Genomic DNA, 23,518 nt, shown 5'->3' with positions numbered 1-23,518 from the left:
TGCGCTGTCCAGCCTTGACGGGGGCGAGGCACGAAGCCGCCGCAACAGCGGCCGCGCGACCCAAGGATCTGGTTCAGGACTGCTTGCCATCATCCGGTCAGCGGTGCTTCCCGCCCCCGTCAGAGGAGGACGAGGGGCGGGCCAACAGGCGAAAACAACGCAAACAGGGAGGAGACAAGATGAATATCAAGGGATTGCTGGCTGCCGCAGTCATGGCCGCCTTGGGCATGGCCACGCAGGCTGCCGCGCAGACCGAGATCAAGTTCGGCCATGTCGGCGAGCCGGGTTCGCTGATGGATCTCAGCGCCACCGAATTCGCCAAGCGCGCGAACGAGAAGCTGGGCGACAAGGCCAAGGTCGTGGTCTATGGATCCAGTCAGCTGGGCAACGACAAGGCAATGCTGCAGAAGATCAAGCTGGGCACCGTGGATCTGGCGCTGCCCTCGACCATCATGTCCTCGATGGTGCCGATCTTCGGTCTGTTCGAGATGCCCTATCTGGTCCAGAACCGCGACCACATGAAGAAGATCCGCGACGAGATCCTGCTGCCGTCGATGGCGCCGCCGGCCGAGGATGCGGGCTACAAGATCATCGGCGTCTGGGAAAACGGCTTCCGGCAGATCACCAACAATGTCAGGCCCATCAACACGCCCGCCGACCTGGCCGGGATCAAGCTGCGGGTTCCCGGCGGCGAATGGCGGGTGAAGATGTTCCAGGCCTATGGCGCCAGCCCCAGCCCGATGGCCTTCTCCGAGGTGTTCGTGGCGCTGCAGACCGGAGTGATGGACGGGCAGGAAAACCCCTATGCCCAGATCTATCCGTCGCGCTTCTACGAGGTGCAGAAATACCTGTCGAAAAGCAACCACGTCTATACGCCGGCCTATGTCGTGGCCGGACGGTCGTGGGGCAAGTTCGATCCCGAGGTGCAGCAGGTGCTGCAGGACACCGCCGTTGAAATGCAGGATGTCGTCTACGAGATCGCATCCGGCCTCGACACCGAATTGCTGCAGAAGCTGATCGACGAGGGGATGGAGGTGAACGAGGTCGATACCACCGCCTTCATCGACGCCAGCAAGCCGATCTACGACGAATTCTCCCAATCGGTCGATGGCGCCGCCGAACTGATCAAGAAGGCGCAGGATCTGGCCGCCCAATAAGGGCCGCGAGGGCGGGCCGGACGGAACATCCGGCCCGCCCGATCCGACATTCCGGGGAGATTTTCATGACTTCGTTCACGCTTCGGCGGGGTTTCGAGACCCTGCTCGAGGTCATCACCGCGCTGATCGTGGCGGCCCTGACGGCCCTGATCGTGGCGGGAACGGCCTTTCGCTATTTCGGATCGGCGCTCAGCTGGTATGACGAGGTCGCCTCGATCGGACTGGTCTGGATGACCTATTTCGGCAGCGCGCTGGCGGCGCTGAAGGGCGCCCATATCGGCTTTCCCGGACTGGTCAACGCGATGCCGGTCCGCTGGCGGGTCGCCGCGACGATCTTTTCGGAAATCTGCGTCTTCGGCTTCTTCGGGCTTCTGGCCTATGCCGGCTGGCAGGTTCTGATGATCCTCGAGGGCATGACGCTGGTCTCGCTGCCGAATGTCTCGGTCCAGCTGACGCAATCCATCATCCCGCTGGGCGCGGTGCTGTTCATGATCGCCGAGGCGGTGCGCCTGCCCGAACTGATGCGCGACGCGCGGGGCGGGGGCTTTGTCGATCACGAGATCAGGGAGGCGCTTGGCGACATCTCGAACACGCCGCTGGAACAGGACGATGCCAGCGTGCCGTCCCGTGCCCACGCCCATCGCGGAGAACGCTGATGACCATCGGATACATGCTTGTGGGAATGTTCGGTCTGGCGCTGCTGAACGTGCCCATCGCGGTGGCGCTTGGCATCGTCGCCATCCTGGCCATCGTCATCGTGCAGGGCGCGGACATGCTGCCCAACCTTGCCCTGACCATGTTCGAGGGCGCCTCCAGCTTTCCGCTGCTGGCCATTCCGCTGTTCGTGCTGGCAGGGTCGATCATGAATGCCTCTTCGATCTCGCGCCGCCTGATCGCGCTGGCCTCGGCGCTGGTCGGCTTCGTGCGGGGCGGGCTGTCCTTTGTCGTCATCGGGGCGTCCATGTTCTTTGCCGAGATTTCCGGCTCGGCCGTGGCGGGTGTTGCGGCGCTTGGCTCGATCCTGATCCCCGCGATGCGCAAGAAGGGATATTCCAAGGAATTCTCGGCGGCGATCTGTTCGTCGGCCTCCAGCCTTGCGATCATCCTGCCGCCGTCCATTCCGATGATCCTCTATGCGGTGATGGCGCAGCAATCGGTCGTCAAGATGTTCATCGCGGGCTTCGGCCCCGGCATCGTCGGCGCGATCTGCCTGGCCGTTGCCGCCTATGTGCAGGCACGGCGCCACAATTTCCCGGTCGAGGAACGGTTCCAGCTGTCCAATGTCTGGCTGCGCTTCAAGGAGGCTGGCTGGGCGCTGCTGCTGCCGGTCATCATCCTGGGCGGCATCTTCGGCGGCATCGTCACCGCCACCGAGGGCGCGGCGCTGGCTGTCGTGGCGGCCTTGTTCATCTCGGGCGTGATCTATCGCGAATTCGATGTCCGCGCGCTTTACAAGTCGCTGGTCGACAGCGGGGTGCAGACGGCGGTGGTGATGCTGCTGGTCGCATCATCCTATCTGATCGGCGGCTTCCTGACCGAGGCGCAGCTGCCCCAGCAACTGGCCCGCGCCATCGGCGGGGTCACCGAGAACAAATACCTGATCCTGATGATGCTGAACGTGGCCTTCCTGATCCTGGGCATGTTCCTGCATTCGGCGGCGGCGATCATCCTGGTCGTGCCGATCGTGATGCCGATGGTGCTGGCGGCCGGGATCGACCCGGTTCACTTCGGGCTGGTGGTGACGCTGAACCTGGCCATCGGTCAGCAGACGCCGCCTGTGGCCTCGGTCCTGATTGCTGCCTGTTCCATCGCCAAGTCCGACATCTGGGAGACGACCAAGGTGAACCTGCCCTTCATCGGCGCGCTGCTGGCGCTGCTGCTGATCAGCACCTACCTGCCCGCGATCTCGCTGCTGCCGGTCCGCCTGATCTACGGAGGTTAAGCCATGTCCGACAAACCGCTGCCGCTGGAGGGAATCCGGGTTCTGGATGTCAGCCAGGTCATGGCCGGGCCATTCTGCTGCATGTTGCTGGGCGACCTGGGCGCCGATGTGATCAAGGTGGAACCCCCCAGTGGCGATCAGACCCGCAGCGCGATGGGATTCAGGCTGAAGGGCGATGACAGCCTGGGTTTCCTGAACATGAACCGCAACAAGCGGTCCATCGCGCTGGACCTGAAATCCGACGAGGATCGGCGGATCTTTCTGGAACTGGCCAAGACCGCCGACGTGATCGTCGAGAATTATCGACCCGGCGTCGTGAAGAGGCTGGGCATCGATTACGACACGGTGGCGGCGATCAATCCGGGCATCATCTATGCCAGCATCTCGGGCTTCGGGCAGACCGGGCCGTGGTCGCAGCGGCCGGGTTTCGACCTGATGGCGCAGGCGGCATCCGGGATCATGTCGATCACCGGCCATCCCGATGGCCCGCCCGCGAAATCGGGCGGGCCGCTGGCCGATATCGGCTGTTCGCTGTTCACCGTCTACGCGATCCTCGCCGCCCATATCGGCAAGCAGAAGACGGGCGAGGGGCAGTTCATCGACGCCTCGCTCTACGAGGCCGGGCTGTCCTTTGCCGTCTGGGACATCTGCGATTACTGGGGCACCGGCATCGTCCCCGGACGGATCGGCACCGCCAACCGCATGGCCGCGCCCTATCAGGCGGTCCGCGCCAAGGATGGCCATTTCGTGCTGGGCGCCAACAACGACCGCCTGTATCGCCGCCTCTGCGAGACGATGGGCCGCGAGGATCTGACGGACCACCCCGATTACGCGACGAACGCGCTGCGGATGAAGAACCGCGATGCGCTGATCGCGGATCTGGAAACGACGCTGGTGACGCGCACGCGCCAGGAATGGGTGCAGGCGCTGCTGGATGCAGGGATTCCCGCCGGCCCGATCCTCGATTACGCCGAGGCTCTGGGCAACGAACATGCCGACGCGCGCGACATGGTCATGCCGATCAACCACCCGATCGAAGGCGAGGTGAGGAATATCGGCTTTCCGGTCAAGCTGCGTGGCACGCCCCAGCGGGTGCGCCGCCATCCGCCACTGCTGGACGAACACCGCGCCGAATTGCTGCGCGAACTGGGGATCGAGGTCGCCAATGGCTGATGCCGCCGGAAAAGGCGATGTCCATCTGCGCATCGAGGGCCCGGTCGCGCATGTCACCTTTGACCGGCCCGCCGCCCGCAACGCGATGACCTTCGCAATGTATGCGCGGCTGGGCGAGGTCTGCGACCAGCTGGAGGCCCGCGACGATCTGCGCGTCATCGTCTTTCGCGGCGCGGGCGGGGCCTTTGTCGCCGGCACCGACATTTCCGAATTCACCGCCTTCGATGGCGGCGCGGACGGCGTCGCCTACGAAGACCGGATCGATGCCACGCTGGCCCGGCTGACGCATCTGCCCGCGCCGACCTTGGCGGTGATCGAGGGCGCGGCCGTCGGCGGCGGGCTGGCCATCGCAGCCGCCTGCGATCTGCGGATCGTCACGCCCGAGGCGAAATTCGGCGTGCCGATCGCCCGCACGGTCGGCAACACGCTGTCGGCCGCCAATATCGCCCGGCTTGTCCGTGCCTTCGGCGATGGTCCGGTGCGTCGGATGCTGCTGCTGTCGGAGTTTCTGGACGGCGAGACGGTCCACCGTCTGGGATTCTCCGGCGCCTGCGTGCCGCCCGACCGGATCGAGGCCGAGGCCGACCGCCAGATCCGCCGGCTGACCGAGGCCGCGCCGCTGACCGTCGCCGCCTGCCGCGACCTGTTCGGAAGGCTGGCCGATGCCGCCCCCGATGACCGCGACGTGATCGCGCGCATCTATGGCAGCCGCGACTTCCGCGAGGGCGTCGGCGCGTTTCTGGCCAAGCGCAAACCGGAATGGAGCGGGACCTAGGGCACCGGGCGTTGAACCTGGCAAATTGCTGCCCGTCGCGCAACCAGGGACGCGGCGCCGAACCGTGAAGGATCCCGATCCGTCAGGGCGCGCGCTCAAGCGCCCTGTAGAAGTCTTCGAAGATCGCATCGCGGTTGACGTCATAGGCTTCCAGCATCGGGTGGCGACCCGCGGGATGCTGCCAGTACAGTTCGGGATCCAGGACTGGCGAACGGGTCATGTGCGTCGAGACGTAGGTTGCGTCGAACAGCCATGCGACATTGATGATGTCCCACAGAACCCAGGTCTTCGTCTCGGGTTCGGTGATGACGTATTTCTCGTGCAGCGGGTTGTGGGTGTAAAGATGGTGCAGATAGTCGCCGATCGACCCTTTGCCCTTCACGAACCGTTCCATCTCGGGCAGTGATATCCGAAGCTGCGCGCCGACATGGTATCCCGGCAGATAGACATGCGGCACGCCACAATCGAACAGCAGCCGCGAGGACAGCCTGTCCTGCACGAGGTTCAGCGACGGTGCGTTGCAGAACGGCGCGTAGGACGGGAAGGACGCCGTCCAGACCACGACGATGGTGTTGATGATGTCGGGCGCCATCAACAGGGCCGAGGCAATGTTGGTCAGCGCGCCCATCGCAAGGATATACAGCGGCTCGTCGGGTGCGGCACGTGCGCGGTCGATGATGAATCGTGCCGCCTCGGTGTCCAGCGGGCTGTCGAAATCGTCCAGATAGGCCGGCGATCCGCGATGGACCATGCCGTCGGGATCGACGCCGCAATGGCCGAACACCCGGATGATCTCGTGATAGGATTGTTCGGCGCCCTCGTCGGGCAGCACGAACTTGATGGATTCAGGGTCGGTGCCTGTCTCGACGATGCGTTGCGCCCAGCCGGCGAAGCCGCCCATGAACTTTTCTTCCTCGGCATTGCCCGGCCCGCCGCGCTTCAGGATCCGGACGCTGCGCAGCATGCCCTCGCGATGATGCGCGAAGGAATAGGGTTCGGCGGTCACGCCCTCCAGCTTCAGCCGGTCGGGCGACAACAGCGCCCAGGCCAGCGCATATTGATCGTCGATCTCGTTGGCGGTGTCGGTGTCGATGATCACCCGCGCCGGATTCTCTGGCCGTTGCAGGCGCGCCTTGACGAAATCGGGGTCCAGCCGCGGGAAACGGGCAAGCACCTGTTCGGGGATGGTCATGTGACGGGCTCCTTAATTGCCGAACCCCTTGCCGAACGCCTCTTCCTTGATGAAGCGCTCCGAGATGATCAGAAGGATGATCCCCGGCAAGGTGACGATGAGGGTGATCCCTGCCGCCGATGCATCCAGCGTGCCGCCCGCGATCTTCGAGAACAGCAGCGTCGGCAGGGTGATGATCTTGCCCTGACCCAGAAAGAAGGTCAGCAGGAAGATGTTGGTCGAGACGAGAAAGGTGAACAGCGCCCCGGCCACCACGCCGGGCAGCAGCATCGGCAGCGTCACAAGACGCAGCACCTGCCAGCGGCTGGCCCCGAGGATGATCGCCTGTTCCTCGAAATCGCGTCCCAGCCCCTGATAGACGGCGGTCAGCATGCGGACCATGTAGGGGATCGTGGGAATCAGGTGCGCGATGATGATGCCGAAATAGCTGCCCGCCAGGTCCAGCCGGATGAACATCATCAGCAGCGCGATGCCGATGGCGGCCTCGGGCACGATCAGCGGCATCGACAGGAAGAACTCGAACGCGCTTTTGCCGCGGAACCGTTCGCGGGCCAGCACCCGTGCCGCCGGCAGGCTGATCGCAAGGCAGATCACGGTCACGGCCAGTCCGATGCCCACGGTGTTCAACGTTGCTTCCCAGATGCGGCTGTAGGGCGACAGGACATAATCCCAGGCCAGCGGCATCATGGATTTGCCGCGCTGCTCCAGCCACCAGGTGCCGGGCAGCATGTCGGGCCAGGCCCACCGGAAGGCAAGGCTCTGGATGATCAGGGGAATGAAAGGGCCCAGAACGAAACCGGCGACGATGATCAGATAGAACTTCTGGAACGGCGACAGGCGAGATGCCAGGCTTTCGGTGCTTCTGCGGGCCATGTCAGTTCCGTCCCATCCGTTTTTCGAACCGTCGATACGCCGCGAGATAGCCGAACAGGATCACCCCGGCGATCAGCCCGATCGACACCACCGTCGCCATCCCCTGCAGCTGCAGCGTATAGTCGGCGTCGTTGAAATAGCGCCAGGCCACCACCGGAAGCGTATCGGGAAAGCCGCCGCCCAGGATGAACGGCGCCTCGAACGCGCCCACGTTGAAGGCAAAGCAGATCAGCGTGGACGACACGATGCCGGGCAGGATCTGCGGCAGGGTCACCCGGAAGAAGATGGTGCGTCGCTTCGCACCCAGGATCGCCGCGGCCTCTTCGGTTTCGCGGCCGATGCCAAGCAGCACCGCATAGATCGCAAGGGTGATGAAGGGCAGCTGTTTCCAGACATAGACGGCGATGATGCCCCAGCCATAATGGGTCTTGAGGATCTGCGGAAACTGGCCCGGATCGTCGATCAGCCCGAACAGCGCCGCAAAGCGCGACAGCACGCCGCCATTGCCGAGCATCAGCACCGCCAGCGCGATCCCGACCGTGTAGGGGATCATCAGCGGCAGCTTGTAGAGATACTTGTAGAGGGTCTTTCCGGGAAAGGTCTTGATAAGCGCCAGCGCAAGAAGGATGCCGCCCACGAGCGCAAGAAAGGTCGACACCGTGGCGTAATACATGGTCAGCCCCAGAGACTGCCAGAAGGACGGCGACGACCACAGCGCCCGGAAATAAGACAGGTCGGGAAAGGTGTTGACGCCGAACCAGGGCGCATAGCCAAGCGACTGCACGATTGCCAGAACCAGCGCACCGCCGAACAGCAGGAAAAGGACCACCATGATCGGCGTCATCTGCAGGGCAAGAAACAGCCGTTCACGCCGCATGCTGCGCATTCTTCTGATGTGCCTGTTCATCGGCGCCCTCGCATCGGGATGTCGTGCCGCCGCCGGGAATGGCCCGGCGGCGGCATGCGGTCACTTCGACAGATTGCCGGCGGCGCGGGTGACGATATCGGCGATCGGTGCCTGGCTGTCGCGTTCGATATATTCCAGCCAGGTCGCCTCGATCACATCGACCAGGGTGGCATTGGTATCGGGCGTCACGTTCGCGTCCAGTTCCTTTTGCGTCACGCCCACGGTGCCGGGCGACGCCTCGGCCAGGGCTGCGGCCTGTTCATCGGACAGTTTCCAGCCGTCGATGCCCGCCGGCATTCCCGCGAATTGCAGCTTCGAGGTCTGCGCCTCGGGCGAGGTCATGTAATTGACGAAGACCATCGCCGCCGCCGGGTTGGGCGTGTTGCTGGGCACCGCGAGATAGTTCTTGTTCTTGATCATCCCGCCTTCGGGAAAGATCATCTGTTCGGCCGCTTCGGGATAGGTGCCGGTGGACAGGCCGACGGCGACGGCATAGAGGCCGAACTTGCAGTTGAAGTTGACTTCGCCGTTCAGGAACAATCCGTTCAGCGACGCCGCATCCTCGGGATACCGGGGCCGGCCGCTTTCGCCGCCCAGCAGCAGCGGTTGAAGATCCTTGAGGAATTTCATGCCCGGCTCGATCAGGCGCGCCAGTTCCTCGGCCCCCAGTTCGTCAAGCGATTGCTGGAATGGCTCGGCGCCGTTACCATCGGGGTTGAACGCATAGACCACCGATTGAACGAAAGTGTTGCCCTCATAATCTGGCGGCTTGGTGTAGATGAACTTGCCCGGGTTGCCCTCAAGATAGGTGCGCAGCGCCTCGAACGTCCTGGGGCGATCTGCCTCGGGAACTCGGTCGGCGTTGACGGCACAGACATATTGTTCGCCGGACCAGGGCATCTCCTTGCCCTCGGTCGGAACGCCGAAATCGCGCAGGTTCAACAGCGACCGGGGATCGCTTTCGTCCCATTCGATGAACTCGGCATTCGGCAGTTTCCGGGCAAAGGCGCCGAACAGCGCGTCCTGACGCTTCAGCGTGCTGAAATTCTCGCCGTTCAGCCAGATCGCATCGACGCTGCCCGCGCCGGCCATCTTGCCGGCGTTCTTCTCGGCCAGAACCAGATCGACCGCATCCTTGGTGCCGGTGATCCGAACGGCGTTCAGCGTGATGCCTTCGCCGGCCATCGCCGGGGCCACGACGCTGTCCATCCAGACATTCAGATTGTCGTTGCCGCCCCAGTAATACAGGTTGACCTGGCCTTCCTCGCGGGCGCGGGCCTGGACTTCCTCCCAGCTCAGATCGCCGGCAAGAAAGCTTTTCTGGAATGCTTCGCCTTCGGGGTCGATGGCCATGGCCGCCCCCCCCGTCAGCACCAACCCGGCCGTCAGGCCGGTCAACAGTAAGTGACGCATCTTCCTCTCCTCCCAAAAAGAATTCCGCTGGATGCCGTTTCTAGCCGGCCATCAGCCAGACCCGCTCGGCCGGAATATCCAGCCGGACTTCCATGCCGACATCCAGCAGCCTTCGCGATTGTTCGTTCACGATGATCCGCTCGGCGCCGCATTCGACCACGTAATTCACCGTGGCCCCGAAGAAATCCCGTGCCGCGATCCGGCCGGCCACCATGTCGTCGCCGCCTTCGACATTGGCGGGATGAATGTCGATGCCCTCGTTGCGCAGCATGGCGTGAACGCGGCTGCCATCGGCCATCCCCGGTTGCGCGACCACGCTGAGCGTGCCAAAGCCCGTCTTTACCGCGTCCGTGCCGGTCATGGTGCCGGGAAAGATGTTCGACGCGCCCATGAAATCGGCGACGTCCACCGATACCGGTTGCCGGTAAAGATCCTCGGGCGGGCCGAACTGCGCCAGATGGCCGTTGAAAATCACCGCAATCCGGTCGGCCAGTTCCATCGCCTCGACCTGATCATGGGTCACGAAGATCGTGGTGATTCCCAGTCGCTGCTGCAGGGTTCGGATGAACCGGCGCATTTCGCCGCGCAGCTTGGTGTCCAGGTTTGCCAGGGGTTCGTCCATCATCAGCACGGAAGGTTTGGTGATCAGCGTCCGCGCGATCGCGACCCGCTGCATCTGCCCGCCGGACAATTGCGCCGGAAAGCGTTGCCGGAACGGGCCCAGTTGAACCACGTCGATGATCTCGTCCAGGCGATCGCTGATCTCGGATCTGGGTGTTCCGCGCACCGACAGGCCGAAGGCGATATTCTTTTCCACAGTCATATGCGGAAACAGCGCATAGCGTTGAAACACCATGCCGACATTGCGGTCCTGCACCCGCAAATCCGAAACATCGCGATCGTCGAAATGGATTTCGCCGGTGGTCGGATTTTCCAGTCCGGCGATCATCCGCAACGTCGTCGTCTTGCCGCAACCGGATGGACCCAGCAGCGCGACCAGCTCTCCGGACCGGATATCCAGATCGATATTCTCGATCGCGGTGAACCCGCCGAACCGCTTGCTGATGGACCTGAGCTGCACTTGTGTCACGTCGTCTGACCCCCGTCCGGACCAAAATTGCTGCGGTCAAATTTGTAGATACAAATTTATGCGGTAAGCGCCCGATCTGTCAACGGATATCTGTGCGATCGCGCCTATCGATCGGCCAGTCCCGCATGGGGCGCAATCAGCGCCAGCCGCTTCATGCCGGACCAGCCGCCGAATTCTTCGAACGCATCGCGCCAGCGGCCGGGCACCATGACGAAATGATGTTCCAGCCCGTGTTCCATCACGCTGGTCACGACGGATGCGGCGCTTGCCCCGCCCGAGCGGTCCGAAAAGTTGCTGACCCAGCCCCGACATCCGGTGAAGCCGCTTTCCTCGGCGCGGACGACATCGCCCTCGATGGCGAAGAACGCATCGCCATCGCGCGCGAGGCGCAGAACCGTCTGCGGCCCTTCGCCGAACTCGAAGTCGGCTATCGCGCCAAATCTCGGCCCCTCGGCGGTGCCGCGTCCGATCATCGGGTGGTTGATCCATGCTGCGCGATCCCGCGCCATGTATAGCGGTCCGCCCCCGCCATGCCACATCAGGATCCGGTCGCGGTCCATCTGCGGCGAGGTCATGTCCAACAGGCAGCCGACCCGCCCGGTCATCTCCCGGACCGCCATCTGCGTCACCGCGCCCATCACGTCCCCTTCCGAGGCGACGGGCAGGTTGTCCTGTTCCTCGATCCAGCTGAACGCCGCACCCGGATGCATTCCCGGGGCTTGTTGCAATGCGGGCCAGTCCGAAACCGCCAGCGCGTCAAATCCGTGATCGCCCGCGATCGCGCGCAGCGCCAGCGCCGCCCGTGCCGTCAGCGCCATCTGGTCGTCGGACACGCCGCGAATCTCGGCCGCGGCTGCCATGTCAGCCACCTCCGCGCCGACTTCTGCGGCATCGGCGGCATCCATCCGCCCGGTCATCTCGTGCATGTCGACATGCGCGAACGCCACACCAAGCGCCGACATCAGCCCGGCCTGCGACACATCCATGTTGTAGAATGTCGGCGCCAGCCCGCCGACAAGCCCGACATGCGAGCCCTTCAGTCCGTGAGCCGTCCTGACCGCCATCAGGGTCTGCCGCAGCCGGGCCCGAAGTGCCGCGTCCGAGGGGGCGCCGAAATACCACTGCACCGGGGCATGGCGCAGATCACGCACCCCACGGGCAATCGACATCGTCATGTTCAGCGACACGAAACTGTTCAGCTGGATATCGCCTTCGTGGCTCGGTTCGGGCGTGGCCCAGACGCCCATGGGAAGATCCGATGCCGCGATCTGGCGCGCGACATCGCCCATGGTGAACCCGCCATGCAGCAACAGGATGAATCCCGCGCCTTCGGCACGGCAATGATCGACCGCCTGCTGCGCCGCGCGGGCGTCCATCGGCAGGTCCGGGGCACTGACCAGGCCGATGCCCAGATCGGCGGTCAGATCGGCCAGCATCTTCTCGGCTGCTTCAAAGACACCGTGTCGCCGGGGGAAATAGCTGGGCAGGGAAGCGTTGATCAGGCCGATGCGAAACCGGACGTTCATCATTCGGACCTTTCCCGCCGCGACGCGCCGACCAGTTCGTAGGTGATCGGGGAATCGCGATATACTTCGTCATAGAAAACCGGCGCGCCGCTGTCGTCCAGGGCCGAACATGCCTGCGCCAGGATCGGCGTGTTCGGGGCCAGGCCCAACAGCCTGGCCACTTCGTCCGAGGCCAGCTGGGGGCGGATCGTCTCGCATGCGCTGCCCCATTCCAGGCCGAAGCGCCGGACCAGGATCCGCAGGATCGACTGGTTCGGCCCATCCTCGGGGAAATCCGCATCGGACAAATCCGGCACCAGGCGGGTCGGCACCCAGGTGTTCACAAGCATCCGCGGTTGCCCGTCCACCATGCGCAGCCGCTGGATCCGGACGACCGGCTCGTCGAACAGGGCCTGCACCGTCGCGGGCGCGTCGCCGTCGAAGCGGTCGATCCCGATCAGTCGCGCACCCGGCACGCGGCCGCTTTTCAGGATCGCATCGGTAAACGAGATCAGGCAGGTCGTCGATGGCGGCGACAGGGTGCTGACCGTGTAGCCGCTGCCTTGCCGTGAAATCAGGTAACCCGCGCTGACCAACATCTCGAGCGAGCGGCGCACCGTCACCCGACTGACACCGAATGATTTCGCAAGCGCTTCTTCCGAGGGCAACCGTGTGCCGACCGAATACAGCCCCTGCTTCAACCGTGCCAGTATCTCTTCGTGGATGGTCTGATATCGCGGCACATTCTGCTCGGCCATGTGTCATCCTCTCCTTGCGATGGCAGCACTTTCCGTTGCACCGTCGCGGCTACACGCCTTGCCAAACCGATTTCGTCTGGCTGTAAAGCGCCAGTGCGTCGCGCCCCATCTCGCGGCCATATCCGCTTTGGCCCATGCCGCCAAAGGGCGAGGCCGCGTCGGTATCGCCCCAGCAATTGATCCAGACCGTTCCGGCATGCAGGCCCGCGCCCATTCTTGCCACACGTCCAGCGTCCCGCGTCCAGCAACCCGCCGCAAGGCCATATTCGGTATCGTTCGCACGGGCCAGCACCTCGTCCTCGTCATCGAAGGTCAGGACAGACAGGACCGGGCCAAAGATTTCCTCGCGCGCAATGCGCATATCGTCGCGAACCCCGGTCAGGATCGTGGGCTGCACGAACCATCCGGCGTCGCCCCGCCGCGCGCCACCGGCCACGCATTCGGCGCCGGCATCGCGCCCATCGGCGATATAGCCCAGAACCTTGTCCATCTGCGGACGCGAAATCACCGGTCCAAGATCGTGGCCCCTGGCATCCATCCCCGGCCCGATCGACAGCCCGTCAGCCAGCTTGCGCAGCCCCTCCAGCACCCGATCATGCAGGCTGCGATGCACGAACAGCCGGGCGCCGGCGGTGCAGGATTGACCGTTATTGCCGAAAAGGGCCCAGAACGCGCCCGGGATCGCAAGTTCCAGATCCGCGTCGGCGAAGATGATGTTGGCGGCCTTGCCACCCAGTTCAAGCGAGACCTTCTTGAGGTTCCCTGCCGAAGCCCTGACGATCTCGCGCCCGGTTGCCGTCGATCCCGTAAACCCGATCTTGTCGACGCCGGGATGTGACGCAAGCGCGGCGCCGGCATCGCGGCCCGATCCCGGAACGACGTTCAGCACACCGGGCGGAAACCCGACCTCCAGTGCCAGATCGGCCAGATACAGGGCGCTGAGCGGGGTTTGTTCGGCGGGCTTCAACACGATGGTGTTGCCCGTCGCCAGGGCCGGGGCCAGCTTCCACGCGACCATCAGCGTCGGGTAGTTCCAAGGTGTGATCAGCCCGCAGACGCCCATCGGCTCGATCCGCGTGTGGTTCCGGCGACTGGGGGTGGATACGGGGATCGTGGCGCCTTCGATCTTGTCGGGCCAGCCCGCGAAATAGCGGAAATGCCGCGCCGACCAGACCGCGTCGACATCGCGCGCGATCGCGAAGGGCTTGCCATTGTCCAGCGCGTCAAGCTGACCGAAGACATCCTTGCGCTCCTCGATCGCGTCGGCCAGTTTCCAGATCAGCCGCCCGCGATCATGCGGCGTCAGTCGCGTCCACGGCCCTCCAAGCGCGGCGCGCGCGGCAGCCACCGCCATGTCGATCTGCGCGGGCTCCGCCGACGCGATCCGGCACAAGACCGCCCCGCTTGACGGGTCGAACACATCAAGTTCGGACGAGCCCGCGACCTCGGCCCCGTCGATACGCAGGGGTTGAACGCGCGACAGGAAGGTCCGGACCGCGGGAAGGCGGGGGATCAGGTTCATGCGACGGCCTCGGAGAGGCGTGCCAGACGACGGCGACCTTCATCGGCAAGCCAGGCTTCGGCGGCGGTGGGTCCGTCATTGCCGAAGATGGCGATGGCGTCGTTCCAGATCGCGCGACCGCACATGAAACCGGCGAATCCCGCGCCCGATTCGACAGCCAGCTTCAGCGAGGATTCGAACCGTTCGAACGTGACCCCTGCGGACAGATACAAAAGCGGAATGTCCCCGGCGGCCTCGGCGGCGTGGCGCAGGGCGGCGGCGGCCTCGGGGCGGGTCATCGTCGGGGTGCCGAAACCCTCGACATGGGACAGGTTCAGCGGAATCTGGACCTTGAGGATATCGATCCCGAATTCCGGCGCGGCGAAAAGCCGGGTCGCCTCGGTCACGAGTCGGGGCTTCAGCCGGGCGAATTCCGCGCCGTCCTCGTCGGGCACGGCGCGGTCATAGACGATCGGCTCGAACAGGAAGGTGATGCCGTGTTCGCGGCATTCCGCGCCGATCCGGCGCACCCGTTCGAATTTCTGCGCATTGATCGGGGTCGGGTCGTTGGGGGCAAAATACAGAAAGAACTTCAGCACCCGGACCCCCAGCCCCGGATAATCCGCGATCCTGAGGTCTTCGGGCAGAACCGTCATCCGGTCCTCGTCCGCGATGCGATAGACATCGGCCTCGTAGGCCAGCATGCTTTCACAGCCCGGCGCGATCGAGGGCAGCAATTCGCGACCGTAATTCGCATCGACCAGCAAGGTGCTGGCCTCGGGGCTGAGCTGCTCGGCCACCAGTCGCTTGAACAGCAACAGGTCGCCTTTCCCGGCCTTGGCACCGCGTGCCTGGCGCAGCATCCGGGCCAGCCCGCTGCCCTGATCGACGGCAACTCCGCGGATCGGACGCATGCTCAGTGGTTCGGAACGGGTCACTGGCTTTTCTCCTTTTCAGCATGCCGGATGGACGGAAAGAACGGCGTATCCGAGGGCGCGGTCCACAGCCGCAGCATGTCGCCCGCAGGCTCGAGCAGCGAAATCGAAAAGCCGCCCATTTCCTGCGTCGTCACGAAGGATCCGATCATGGGCGCGACCGCCGCGATGCCGCGCGCGGCCAGCGCGTGTCGGGTCTCGTTCCAGACGGTCAGAAGCTCCATCAGCGTGGTGCCGCCCATGCCATTGACGATCACGGCGGCCTGTCCGCCTGACGCGATCGGGTAATCCCCCAGCAGCTTGTCGACGATCAGCGTGACAAGATCGCGCACCGGGCCGACCCCCGTCCGCCCGATCCCCGGTTCGCCATGCACCCCCATGCCCAGATAGATTTCGTCGTCGGGCAGGTCGAACATCGGCTGGCCGGTCAGCGGCGAGATGCCCGGCGACAGCGCCGCGGCCAGGGTCACGGTGCGCGCGCGGACGGCCCGGCCCAAGGTCATCAAATCGTCCAGCGGCATTCCTGCCTCGGCCGCGGCGCCGAGGATCTTGTAGATGAACATGGTGCCGGGGGCGCCGCGACGATCCTGGATGCGGTCGCGCGGTGCGGACGAGATGTCGTCATACATGGGCAGGGCGCGGACCCTCAGCCGCTCTTCCTCGGCCAGCATCACTGCCGCGCGGCCGTTGATCATGTCGCCGGAATGCTGCGAGATCAGAAGGATGCAGCCCGCCTTGCCCGATACCTCGCGGATGCCGTCAAGGATCAGATCGGCCGAGGGCGCGGCGAACACGTCGCCGACCACATTGGCATCCAGAAGGCCCGCCCCGACGAACCCCATGGCAATCGGTTCGTGCCCCGAGCCATTGCCGATCAGCAGCGTCACCTTTCGATCGGGATCCTTGCGGCCCTTCGCCCGCACCACGATGCGGGGATCCTGATGGCCCCGGACGACCTGTTCGAAAGCCGACACATAGCCGTCGATCATGTCGTCGACGATGCTTTCCGCCGCGTTCATCAGCTTTTTCACAGCGCGCTTTCCTTGCCTGCCAGGGTTTCAAGGATGATCACGACCGACACCGCGCCGGGATCGACATGGCCGCGTCCGCCATTCTCGACATATTGCGCGCGGCCCCTGCGTGCGCTCAGGTCGCGGGTGCGGTCGCGACCGGCGACGGCGGCATCGACGGCATCCTGCACCGTGCCCTCCGCCAGCGCGTGCGCCGCCGGCGCCAGCGCGTCGATCATGCTCTTGTCGCCCGTGGTCACCTGACCCAGATCCTTGATCCGCTCGCAGGCGCGTTGCAGGCCCTCGCCCAACGCGGCGTTTTCGTTCAGATGCCGTTCGATCTCGATCAGGATCAGCCCGAACAACGTCCCCGATGCACCACCCGACGCCCGCATGAACGCCTTGGCCTGCGCGCCCCTGTCGGCCTGCGCCGCGCGGGTCAGGCCGCGCAGCATGGTCGCGCCATGATCGCCGTCTCCCAAGGCTGCATCCAGCCGGTTCAGCGCATCGGCATGGACCGCGATCCGGGCCTGAAGCGCCAAGAAGAATTCGGGCCCGGTCATCGCGCAAAGACCCGCTGCATGAAGTCCAGCGTCTGCCGCGCGGCCTCGGTCGGGTCGGGCTCGATCGCGCGCCAGACCTTCACATCCGCGCTGTTCGGGTTGGACGGCATCACGAACATTTCCGCGGTGATCCAGCCGTCATAGCCGATATCCGACAGCGCCGTGGCACAATGTTCAAAATCGAAATGACCCGAGCCCGGCACACCCCTGTCGTTGTCCGAGACATGAAAATGCACCAGGGCGTCGCCGGTGGCGCGGATCGCGGCGGCCGGATCCTTCTCCTCGATGTTCATGTGAAACGTATCCAGCAGAACGCCCACATGCGCGGCCCCGGTGGCGCGGGCAATCGCCGTGGCATCGGCGGCGGTGCTGGTCAGATCGGTTTCGAACCGGTTCACGGCCTCGATCCCCAGGGTCACGCCATTCTGCGCAAGCACCGGTTCGATCCGGGCCAGGGTCCGTGCCGATCGGTCGGCCCGATCCGAATCGCCCGGCGCAAAGACGCCCCATGGCGCGGCAACGACACCGGCCAGCGATCTTGCCCCCAGGGCAGCGGTGATTTCGACGGCCTCGGTCAGGACGGCAACGGCCCGTTCGCGCACGGCGACCTGCGGCGATGTCGGGTCAGCCTCGGCGCCCAGGCCGGTCGAACAGGTCAGGTCCAGCCCGCGTGCGGCGGCAGCCTTGCCGATGCCGCTGGCGCGGTCCATTCCGATCCCCAGCAACGAAAGCTCGACCCCGTCAAAGCCCAGATCGGCCGCGATGTCGAGAATCGGCAAGGGGTCGTCCTGCCACGCTTTCATCCACAATCCCGCATGAACGCCGAATTTCATCTGCCATCCCTCGCTTGCCTCTACATATTAGTAGATACAAATTAGTCAGGTCAATTACCTTCTGCCTGCCGCAGGGCCTTTCGGTTGATCTTGCCCGACGAGGTCATCGGGAATTCGTCCACATAGTCGATCTCTCGTGGCGCCTTGTAGGATGCGAGCTTGTTGCGGACATGGGCGCGCAATTCCTCGGTCAGCGACGCATCGCCGATGAATCCCGAGGCCAGACGCACGAAGGCCTTGACGATCGTGCCACGCTGGGCATCCGGCTTGCCGATCACGCCGGCTTCGGCCACGGCGGGGTGTGACAGCAGGCATTCCTCGATCTCGGTCGGGCCGATGCGGAATCCCGACGATTTGATCAGGTCGTCCGACCGGCCCTTGTACCAGAAATACCCGTCCGCATCGCGCACCGCCAGATCATGGGTGCGCAGCCAGTCGCCCAGCCGCAATTCGGCCTCTTTCCCGGCATTGTTCAGATAGCCAAGAAATCGCGTCGGCGATGTCGCAGGCGTCACGATTTCGCCCGGCTCTCCGTCCGCCACCTCGATTCCTTCGGCATCGACCAGCCGCACGTCGTGGCCGGGATAGGCCACGCCCATGGATCCGGGTCTTCGCGGATAAAGCCGCGAACAATTGCCGATCAGATGGTTCACCTCGGTCATGCCGTAGAACTCGTTGCAGACCACGCCCAGCCTGTCCTCGGCCCAGACGAGGGTATCCGCCGCCAGGGCCTCGCCCCCGGTGCAGATCACCCGCAGCGACAGATCATGGCTGTCGCGCGGCTGGGCCGTCTGCGCCAGACGCTTGACCGCCGTGGGCGCCAGGAAGACATGCGTCACCTTGTGGCGGGCCATGAATTCATAGGCCCATTCTGCCGTGAAGCGCGCTTCCGAGGTGACGATCGGCCGCCCGGCCAGCCATGCGGGCATCATCATGTCCAGCAAGCCGCCGACCCATGCCCAATCCGAGGGCGACCAGAACACCGCGTCCGCGTCCTGCAACGACAGGTTGTAGAACAGGTTGATCGAGGGGCGATAGGCGGCCAGGATCCGGTGCCCGTGCAGGATGCCCTTGGGCATCCCGGTCGACCCCGACGTATACATCAGCAAGGCGGGATCATCGGGCCCGGTATAGTCCGGTTCGAATCCGGGCGGGGCGGCGCTGTCCAGAATGGCCCGCAGATCGGGCTCCGTCCCCGCGCTTTCGGAGACGAGGATATCGGTCAGATACCCGAACCGCCCTGCTTCGTCCCGCAGGTTGGCCCAGGCGGCTTCGGTGGTCAGAAGACAGCGCGCCTCGCAATCATTCAGCGCATGGGCCAGGGCATCCGACCCGTAAAGCTGCGACAGCGTCACCGCCGTTCCGCCCAGCTTGCACACGGCCATATGCCCGATGGCCGTTTCGGGGCGCATCCCGGTATGAAGACCGACCAGATCGCCGCGGCCATAACCCAGTCCTCGCAGATGCGCGGCAAGGGTCGTTGCGGCCGCGTCGATCTGGGCGAAGCTCCAGGTTTCAAGGCGGCCGTCCGGCCGTTCGAACAGCATGGCCGGCCTGTCCGCGCCCTCCGGTCCCAGCTGCCGGCCCAGCGTCATGGAAAAGATGTTTGCATCCGCCGGAATGTCGATCGTCACGGCCTCGCCGTCACGGCGCAGCCCGATCTCGGCAAGTTGCGCCTCTGTCCAGGTCTCAAGCATGGTCCGTCTCCCGTTCATTCAGCCGCAGCCAAAGGCCGGGCCGAGGCCCGTTCGGCGCCATCAGCTGTCCCGTTTCGCCCCTTGCCTCGGGATTGCCCAGGGCGACCGTCGTCGTGCCATCCGCACCCTCGAACCGCGCCAGCGCAAAGGCCGCCGCCAGGGCGTCGGTGCGCAGAACCACGCGGGCGCGACCGGACAGACGCGCCCAGTCATGCGCCTCTGCACCGCACTCCGCGCAAACCAGCCGCGGCGGAAAGCTGATCCGTCCGCATCCCTTGCAACGCGACGCCAGGGCGACGCCGGCACGCAATGCGTCGAAATACGGGGCCATCCCGCCCTCGGGCAGCGTGTAGTCCAGGGCTATCGAAAATCTCATTCCACGCCTCCCAGAATGGTCACGGCGCACAAGGTCGCGATGCCGCCATGGGTATCGGCCAGCGCGAAACGCGGGGTAATCCGCGGCCCGAGACCCGCATAGCGCCCCTCCAGCTGGTGCGCGCAGGACACGATTTGCGCCACGCCGGTCGCGCCCACCGGCGCCCCCTGCCCAAGCAGGCCGCCCGACAGATTGGTCGGCACCGTGCCCGTCGCGTCGAACACGCCGCGTCGTTCTGCGGCAACGACGTCATCCGCCAGGCCCAACGCCTCCAGCGCTTGCAGCTGCGCGCCGGAATAGCTGTCATAGACCTCGGCCAGCCCGATCTGCGCCGGTGTGATCCCGGCGTGCGAATAGGCCTGCTGAGCGGCCAGGCGCTTGGCGGCGAATGTGCCCGGATCGGCGCGTTCGGCCAGGCGAACCCGGTCATTGGCCGAACCCATGCCGACGAGCCGGGCGCGGCCCTTGCCGGTTCCCGGCAGGTTGCCGGGCTGAGACAGGATCACGCAGGCTGCCCCATCGCTGAGGGGAGAGCAGTCCAGCCGCCGATAGGGCGCGGCGATCATCGTCGATGCCGCGACATCCTCCGGCGCGATGTCCAGCGGCAGATGCGCATTGGGATTGTGCCGCGCATTCTGCCTGTTTCGCACCGCGACGCGGGCAAAATCGCTGACGGTTGCATCCGTGCGGCGCATGAAGGCCAGGGCCGACATGGCATAGATCGAGGTTGAATCGATCCCCGTCATGCCGTCTGTCCAGGCGTCGAAGGACAGAGAATAAAGCGCGGCGACATCCGCGCCCGAAAGATGGGCGGCCGCAGGCTCCAATCCCAGCACGGCCACGCGCCGCGCCTGACCCGAGGAGACCAGCGCCGCCCCGGCCTGGACAGCAACCTGGCCCGACGCGCCGCCGCCCTCTGCCCGCATCACGCGGATACCGAAAAGACCCAGCTCATCCGCCAAGAGGCTGGCGGGGTTCAGTTGCAGGGTAAGGAAATCGCTTTCCGAGGCGACGATCAGCGCGTCGATATCGCGGCGCTGCAGGCCCGCATCGCGCAGGGCCGCCGCGAAAGCCTGCCGCGCCCAGTCGCGAAAGCTGCTGCCATCCTTGCGGCGGCCGAACCGGGTCAGCGCCCCGCCTGCGACCACCATGCCGATTTCGTTTGCCATCGTCACCGCTCTGCCCGTCGCGGAAGCGGGAACAACAGCAGGACACCGACCAGATTCATCGCCAGCAACAGCCACGCCAGAACCTGAAAGCCCGCCCCTTGCCATACGACCCCGCCGGCCGCCGGTCCAAGCGCCATCATCACCAGCCCGATCATGGCGATCAGGCCCAGATCGCGGCCCAGCCTGAACGGCGGCACATGGTTCCGCGTCAGAACCGGCCGCAGAATCGTATGCATCCCGTAGCCCGCCCCCTGAAGCAGCAGGATCGGCAGGATGGTTGTCGCCTGATAGGGCACGACGAGCAGCGCGAGCGGCGGCAACAGCATCACGCCAAAAACGCTGCGCGCCAGCAGAACAGGATCGAAAAGCCGGATCAGTGGCGCGCAGACCAGCCGTCCGAAAATCTGCGCAGGGCCCAGCAGCGCCGGAAGGATCAGCGCGAAATCGGCGGTTTCGGGCAGTTTTCGCAGATGCAGGGGCAGGATGAACAGCAGGGCCGCGTGGCTGAACATCAGCGTGGCGAAGGACAGCCCGATCAGCAGCACCGTCGGCGAGGCGCGACCGCGGGGCATGTCATGGCGCGACCGGTCCGCCGGGCGGGCCGCGCCTTCGGACGGTATCAGCACCGCCGCAGCCAGGACCAGGGCCGCAGCGGCAAGCATTACCGTGCGCCAGTCCGTGACTTGCAGCAGCCACCCCACCATCGGAAAGGTCAGAAGCGTGGCGAACCCGGCCACCAGGGTCACGGTCGCGACCGGACTGGCTGCGGAGGCGCCGAACCGACGCAGCAGGATGGCGAAGCACGGATCATAGAGGGTGGCTGCCATCGACGCCCCCAGCAGCACCATCAGCGGGGCAAAAACGGCAAGCGTCTGTGCTTGCGACATGGCCACGAGCAGGCTGGCACCGACCAGCGCTCCGCAGCGCATCGCCACTATTCCATGACCGATGTCGATCGTCCGACCCACCAGCGGCGAGGAAAACGCCCAGAGCAGGAAACCGGCCGTATAGGACGCGGTGAGGATGCTTGCCGACCACCCCGTCTCGGCCAGGATACGCCCCGTCAGTGCTGGAAAAAGGTAGTAAAGCCCCGACCACAGCATCAGCTGCGCGACCGCATGACGCCCGACCAGACTGGCCCGTCCCCGCGTCAATGCGGGCTCGATCCGGGCCATGGCCTTGGATGGTGGAAGGGACACGCCAGCTCCGGAAAATTTGTTAATACAAATTATCTAAGACATTTGACGTGAGAAGGCAAGAATGGATCGCGTCGGTGCCGCCTTCAAGCAGGCGCGCGCAAGCGGGCTCCGGCGATGCTGAGGTCCCTGTCGAGGCCCTGTCGCCCAAGCGCATTCCCGGCAGTTCGCGGTGCTGCGGCGGCATCGGATCGCTGGCGCTACCGGCCGTCCCTGCTGCGAAGTTCCGCGTCCTTGCCGTGGCCTGACAGGCCACGGTATCGGCGCGTTCTTCATCGCCGTGACGGATGAGCCGCAGGGAAACGGTTGGTTCGGCCTGGTCAGCGCAGGCTTCCGCCGTCAGCGTACGGGGTCGGTCGCCCAATTGTCGGCGAGGTGGCCTGTGCCGGAACGGCCGGGATTCAACCTGGCCAGCGCCAGGCCGAGCCGCGCCGCTGCCAGCGTCGCCCCAAGATCGGCCTTGCCGCGTCCGGCGATGTCGTAGGCGGTGCCATGCGCGGGGGTCACGATCGGAAAGCCGTAGCCCGCGATCAGGGTCACGCCACGATCAAAGCCCATCAGCTTCATCGCGATCTGGCCCTGGTCATGATACATCGTCAGCACCGCGTCGAACTCGCCCCGCGTCGCCCGCACGAACACTGTGTCCGACGGTATCGGACCGGCGACATCCAGCCCCTCGGCCCGCGCCGCCTCGATGGCGGGGGCGATGATATCCTCGTCCTCTTCGCCGAAATTGCGTCCGTCGCCCGCATGGGGGTTCAGCGCGGCGACGCCGATGCGCGGGGCCGGCTTTCCGGCGCCCTCCATCACCGTGACGGTCAGGCGGATGCTGGACAGGATGCGCTCGGCGCTGAGGCTGGCCGCAACCTCGCGCAGCGGAATATGAGAGGTGACGCGGGCGTTCCACACCTCTTCCAGCACGTTGAATTCGCGCCCGCTGCGATCCGCCCCCAGCGTCGCGTCGATAAAACCGATCTCATCGACATAGGCGGGCCGCGCCAGTCGCATCGAATGCTTGTTGAAGGGCGTGAACATCGCCGCATCCGCCACGCCCGCCTGCGCCAGACGCAGGGCCGCGGCGAAATTCTGCAGCGAGGCCGCCCCGGCCCCTTGGCTCGAGCGCCCCAGCGTCAGATCGCCCGGCGGACAATTCCCCAGATCGACCATGACCTTTCCCGCGGGCAGCCGATCGGGCAGGTCCGCCGCCGCGACAGTCGGCAGATCAAGGTCGAGGCCCCCGTGCCGCGCGCCCAAGCCCAGCAGCCGCGCGTCGCCCAGCACGATCACGTCCCGATCCCGCATGTCCTGGTGGGTCAACAGTTTCGCGGCCAGTTCCGGCCCCACGCCCCCCGCATCTCCGATCGCCAATGCCAGCCGCATCTTCGGCCCCTTCTCATGTTGACGCGCGTTTCACCGCGCGCGGATGTCGTCTTCGCAGGGGCCGCCACGGGCG

The 23,518-nt window shown here is 65.2% G+C and carries 22 protein-coding genes; 5 read left to right on the top strand and 17 right to left on the bottom strand.

Annotated elements, in window-relative coordinates:
• Positions 1–179 precede the first annotated feature (179 nt).
• From B4A72_RS12405 to B4A72_RS12385, 5 genes are all read left to right on the top strand, one after another.
• A complete protein-coding gene (locus B4A72_RS12405) occupies positions 180–1,157 on the top strand; it encodes a TRAP transporter substrate-binding protein (protein ID WP_292956486.1) in 978 nt (325 codons plus the stop codon).
• Positions 1,158–1,222: 65 nt separating this feature from the next.
• Positions 1,223–1,813, top strand: a complete 591-nt coding sequence (locus tag B4A72_RS12400) for a TRAP transporter small permease (RefSeq protein ID WP_292956489.1) — start codon at positions 1,223–1,225, stop codon at positions 1,811–1,813.
• On the top strand, positions 1,813–3,099 hold the full coding sequence (locus B4A72_RS12395; protein ID WP_292956491.1) for a TRAP transporter large permease: 1,287 nt from the start codon (positions 1,813–1,815) through the stop codon (positions 3,097–3,099). Before B4A72_RS12400 ends, B4A72_RS12395 begins: the two co-directional genes overlap by 1 nt.
• A gap of 3 nt (positions 3,100–3,102) precedes the next feature.
• The gene (locus B4A72_RS12390) at positions 3,103–4,272 is read left to right on the top strand and encodes a CaiB/BaiF CoA transferase family protein (RefSeq protein WP_292956494.1); all 1,170 of its coding nucleotides are present in this window, start codon (positions 3,103–3,105) and stop codon (positions 4,270–4,272) included.
• Positions 4,265–5,047: an enoyl-CoA hydratase gene (locus B4A72_RS12385; protein ID WP_292956497.1), complete on the top strand. Its 783-nt coding sequence runs from the start codon at positions 4,265–4,267 to the stop codon at positions 5,045–5,047. Before B4A72_RS12390 ends, B4A72_RS12385 begins: the two co-directional genes overlap by 8 nt.
• A gap of 82 nt (positions 5,048–5,129) precedes the next feature.
• Here B4A72_RS12385 and B4A72_RS12380 read toward each other — a convergent pair whose 3' ends face one another.
• From B4A72_RS12380 to B4A72_RS12300, 17 genes are all read right to left on the bottom strand, one after another.
• Positions 5,130–6,239, bottom strand: a complete 1,110-nt coding sequence (locus B4A72_RS12380) for a nucleoside hydrolase (protein ID WP_292956500.1) — start codon at positions 6,237–6,239, stop codon at positions 5,130–5,132.
• A gap of 12 nt (positions 6,240–6,251) precedes the next feature.
• The gene (locus B4A72_RS12375; RefSeq protein WP_292956503.1) at positions 6,252–7,112 is read right to left on the bottom strand and encodes an ABC transporter permease; all 861 of its coding nucleotides are present in this window, start codon (positions 7,110–7,112) and stop codon (positions 6,252–6,254) included.
• Position 7,113: 1 nt separating this feature from the next.
• Positions 7,114–7,989: an ABC transporter permease gene (locus tag B4A72_RS12370; RefSeq protein WP_292956506.1), complete on the bottom strand. Its 876-nt coding sequence runs from the start codon at positions 7,987–7,989 to the stop codon at positions 7,114–7,116.
• A 90-nt stretch (positions 7,990–8,079) separates the two neighbouring features.
• Positions 8,080–9,432, bottom strand: coding sequence for an ABC transporter substrate-binding protein (locus tag B4A72_RS12365; RefSeq protein ID WP_292978726.1), 1,353 nt, complete (start codon positions 9,430–9,432; stop codon positions 8,080–8,082).
• Between the two features lie 40 nt (positions 9,433–9,472).
• Positions 9,473–10,513 (bottom strand): ABC transporter ATP-binding protein, encoded by a 1,041-nt coding sequence (locus tag B4A72_RS12360; RefSeq protein ID WP_292956512.1) that lies wholly within the window; start codon positions 10,511–10,513, stop codon positions 9,473–9,475.
• Positions 10,514–10,626: 113 nt separating this feature from the next.
• A complete protein-coding gene (locus B4A72_RS12355; RefSeq protein WP_292956515.1) occupies positions 10,627–12,048 on the bottom strand; it encodes an L-fucose/L-arabinose isomerase family protein in 1,422 nt (473 codons plus the stop codon).
• On the bottom strand, positions 12,048–12,785 hold the full coding sequence (locus B4A72_RS12350; RefSeq protein WP_292956518.1) for a GntR family transcriptional regulator: 738 nt from the start codon (positions 12,783–12,785) through the stop codon (positions 12,048–12,050). The genes B4A72_RS12355 and B4A72_RS12350 overlap by 1 nt, the downstream gene beginning before the upstream one ends.
• Before the next feature lie 49 nt (positions 12,786–12,834).
• Positions 12,835–14,307, bottom strand: coding sequence for an aldehyde dehydrogenase family protein (locus B4A72_RS12345; RefSeq protein ID WP_292956521.1), 1,473 nt, complete (start codon positions 14,305–14,307; stop codon positions 12,835–12,837).
• Entirely contained in the window at positions 14,304–15,224 is a 921-nt protein-coding gene (locus B4A72_RS12340; protein WP_292956524.1) for a tagatose 1,6-diphosphate aldolase, read from the bottom strand. Before B4A72_RS12340 ends, B4A72_RS12345 begins: the two co-directional genes overlap by 4 nt.
• The gene (locus B4A72_RS12335; protein WP_292956527.1) at positions 15,221–16,252 is read right to left on the bottom strand and encodes a dihydroxyacetone kinase subunit DhaK; all 1,032 of its coding nucleotides are present in this window, start codon (positions 16,250–16,252) and stop codon (positions 15,221–15,223) included. The genes B4A72_RS12340 and B4A72_RS12335 overlap by 4 nt, the downstream gene beginning before the upstream one ends.
• Positions 16,249–16,794 carry a DAK2 domain-containing protein gene (locus B4A72_RS12330; RefSeq protein WP_292956530.1) on the bottom strand — a complete coding sequence of 182 codons (546 nt, stop codon included), beginning with the start codon at positions 16,792–16,794 and terminating at the stop codon, positions 16,249–16,251. The genes B4A72_RS12335 and B4A72_RS12330 overlap by 4 nt, the downstream gene beginning before the upstream one ends.
• A complete protein-coding gene (locus B4A72_RS12325; protein WP_292978724.1) occupies positions 16,791–17,627 on the bottom strand; it encodes a sugar phosphate isomerase/epimerase family protein in 837 nt (278 codons plus the stop codon). The genes B4A72_RS12330 and B4A72_RS12325 overlap by 4 nt, the downstream gene beginning before the upstream one ends.
• A 50-nt stretch (positions 17,628–17,677) precedes the next feature.
• Positions 17,678–19,324, bottom strand: a complete 1,647-nt coding sequence (locus B4A72_RS12320; RefSeq protein WP_292978722.1) for an AMP-binding protein — start codon at positions 19,322–19,324, stop codon at positions 17,678–17,680.
• Positions 19,317–19,700, bottom strand: a complete 384-nt coding sequence (locus B4A72_RS12315; RefSeq protein ID WP_292978720.1) for a Zn-ribbon domain-containing OB-fold protein — start codon at positions 19,698–19,700, stop codon at positions 19,317–19,319. Before B4A72_RS12315 ends, B4A72_RS12320 begins: the two co-directional genes overlap by 8 nt.
• On the bottom strand, positions 19,697–20,869 hold the full coding sequence (locus tag B4A72_RS12310) for a thiolase family protein (RefSeq protein ID WP_292978718.1): 1,173 nt from the start codon (positions 20,867–20,869) through the stop codon (positions 19,697–19,699). The genes B4A72_RS12315 and B4A72_RS12310 overlap by 4 nt, the downstream gene beginning before the upstream one ends.
• Before the next feature lie 2 nt (positions 20,870–20,871).
• The gene (locus tag B4A72_RS12305) at positions 20,872–22,068 is read right to left on the bottom strand and encodes an MFS transporter (protein ID WP_292978716.1); all 1,197 of its coding nucleotides are present in this window, start codon (positions 22,066–22,068) and stop codon (positions 20,872–20,874) included.
• Between the two features lie 336 nt (positions 22,069–22,404).
• Positions 22,405–23,445 (bottom strand): 4-hydroxythreonine-4-phosphate dehydrogenase PdxA, encoded by a 1,041-nt coding sequence (locus tag B4A72_RS12300; protein WP_292956548.1) that lies wholly within the window; start codon positions 23,443–23,445, stop codon positions 22,405–22,407.
• Positions 23,446–23,518: the final 73 nt, after the last annotated feature.

Origin of the sequence: Paracoccus sp. UBA5162, from assembly GCF_002413585.1 — a bacterium.
Lineage (GTDB): Bacteria > Pseudomonadota > Alphaproteobacteria > Rhodobacterales > Rhodobacteraceae > Paracoccus.
This window is presented reverse-complemented; position numbering and strand designations above follow the sequence as displayed.

What these genes read in the sequence shown, in the direction of transcription:
- B4A72_RS12390 (WP_292956494.1), top strand. Translation starts at nt 3,103, where the DNA reads ATGTCCGACAAACCGCTGCCGCTGGAGGGAATCCGGGTTCTGGATGTC.
- B4A72_RS12380 (WP_292956500.1), bottom strand. Translation starts at nt 6,239, where the DNA reads ATGACCATCCCCGAACAGGTGCTTGCCCGTTTCCCGCGGCTGGACCCC.
- B4A72_RS12375 (WP_292956503.1), bottom strand. Translation starts at nt 7,112, where the DNA reads ATGGCCCGCAGAAGCACCGAAAGCCTGGCATCTCGCCTGTCGCCGTTC.
- B4A72_RS12310 (WP_292978718.1), bottom strand. Translation starts at nt 20,869, where the DNA reads ATGGCAAACGAAATCGGCATGGTGGTCGCAGGCGGGGCGCTGACCCGG.
- B4A72_RS12300 (WP_292956548.1), bottom strand. Translation starts at nt 23,445, where the DNA reads ATGCGGCTGGCATTGGCGATCGGAGATGCGGGGGGCGTGGGGCCGGAA.
- B4A72_RS12365 (WP_292978726.1), bottom strand. Translation starts at nt 9,432, where the DNA reads ATGCGTCACTTACTGTTGACCGGCCTGACGGCCGGGTTGGTGCTGACG.
- B4A72_RS12330 (WP_292956530.1), bottom strand. Translation starts at nt 16,794, where the DNA reads ATGACCGGGCCCGAATTCTTCTTGGCGCTTCAGGCCCGGATCGCGGTC.
- B4A72_RS12405 (WP_292956486.1), top strand. Translation starts at nt 180, where the DNA reads ATGAATATCAAGGGATTGCTGGCTGCCGCAGTCATGGCCGCCTTGGGC.
- B4A72_RS12355 (WP_292956515.1), bottom strand. Translation starts at nt 12,048, where the DNA reads ATGAACGTCCGGTTTCGCATCGGCCTGATCAACGCTTCCCTGCCCAGC.
- B4A72_RS12385 (WP_292956497.1), top strand. Translation starts at nt 4,265, where the DNA reads ATGGCTGATGCCGCCGGAAAAGGCGATGTCCATCTGCGCATCGAGGGC.
- B4A72_RS12395 (WP_292956491.1), top strand. Translation starts at nt 1,813, where the DNA reads ATGACCATCGGATACATGCTTGTGGGAATGTTCGGTCTGGCGCTGCTG.
- B4A72_RS12400 (WP_292956489.1), top strand. Translation starts at nt 1,223, where the DNA reads ATGACTTCGTTCACGCTTCGGCGGGGTTTCGAGACCCTGCTCGAGGTC.
- B4A72_RS12320 (WP_292978722.1), bottom strand. Translation starts at nt 19,324, where the DNA reads ATGCTTGAGACCTGGACAGAGGCGCAACTTGCCGAGATCGGGCTGCGC.
- B4A72_RS12315 (WP_292978720.1), bottom strand. Translation starts at nt 19,700, where the DNA reads ATGAGATTTTCGATAGCCCTGGACTACACGCTGCCCGAGGGCGGGATG.
- B4A72_RS12345 (WP_292956521.1), bottom strand. Translation starts at nt 14,307, where the DNA reads ATGAACCTGATCCCCCGCCTTCCCGCGGTCCGGACCTTCCTGTCGCGC.
- B4A72_RS12350 (WP_292956518.1), bottom strand. Translation starts at nt 12,785, where the DNA reads ATGGCCGAGCAGAATGTGCCGCGATATCAGACCATCCACGAAGAGATA.
- B4A72_RS12325 (WP_292978724.1), bottom strand. Translation starts at nt 17,627, where the DNA reads ATGAAATTCGGCGTTCATGCGGGATTGTGGATGAAAGCGTGGCAGGAC.
- B4A72_RS12370 (WP_292956506.1), bottom strand. Translation starts at nt 7,989, where the DNA reads ATGCGGCGTGAACGGCTGTTTCTTGCCCTGCAGATGACGCCGATCATG.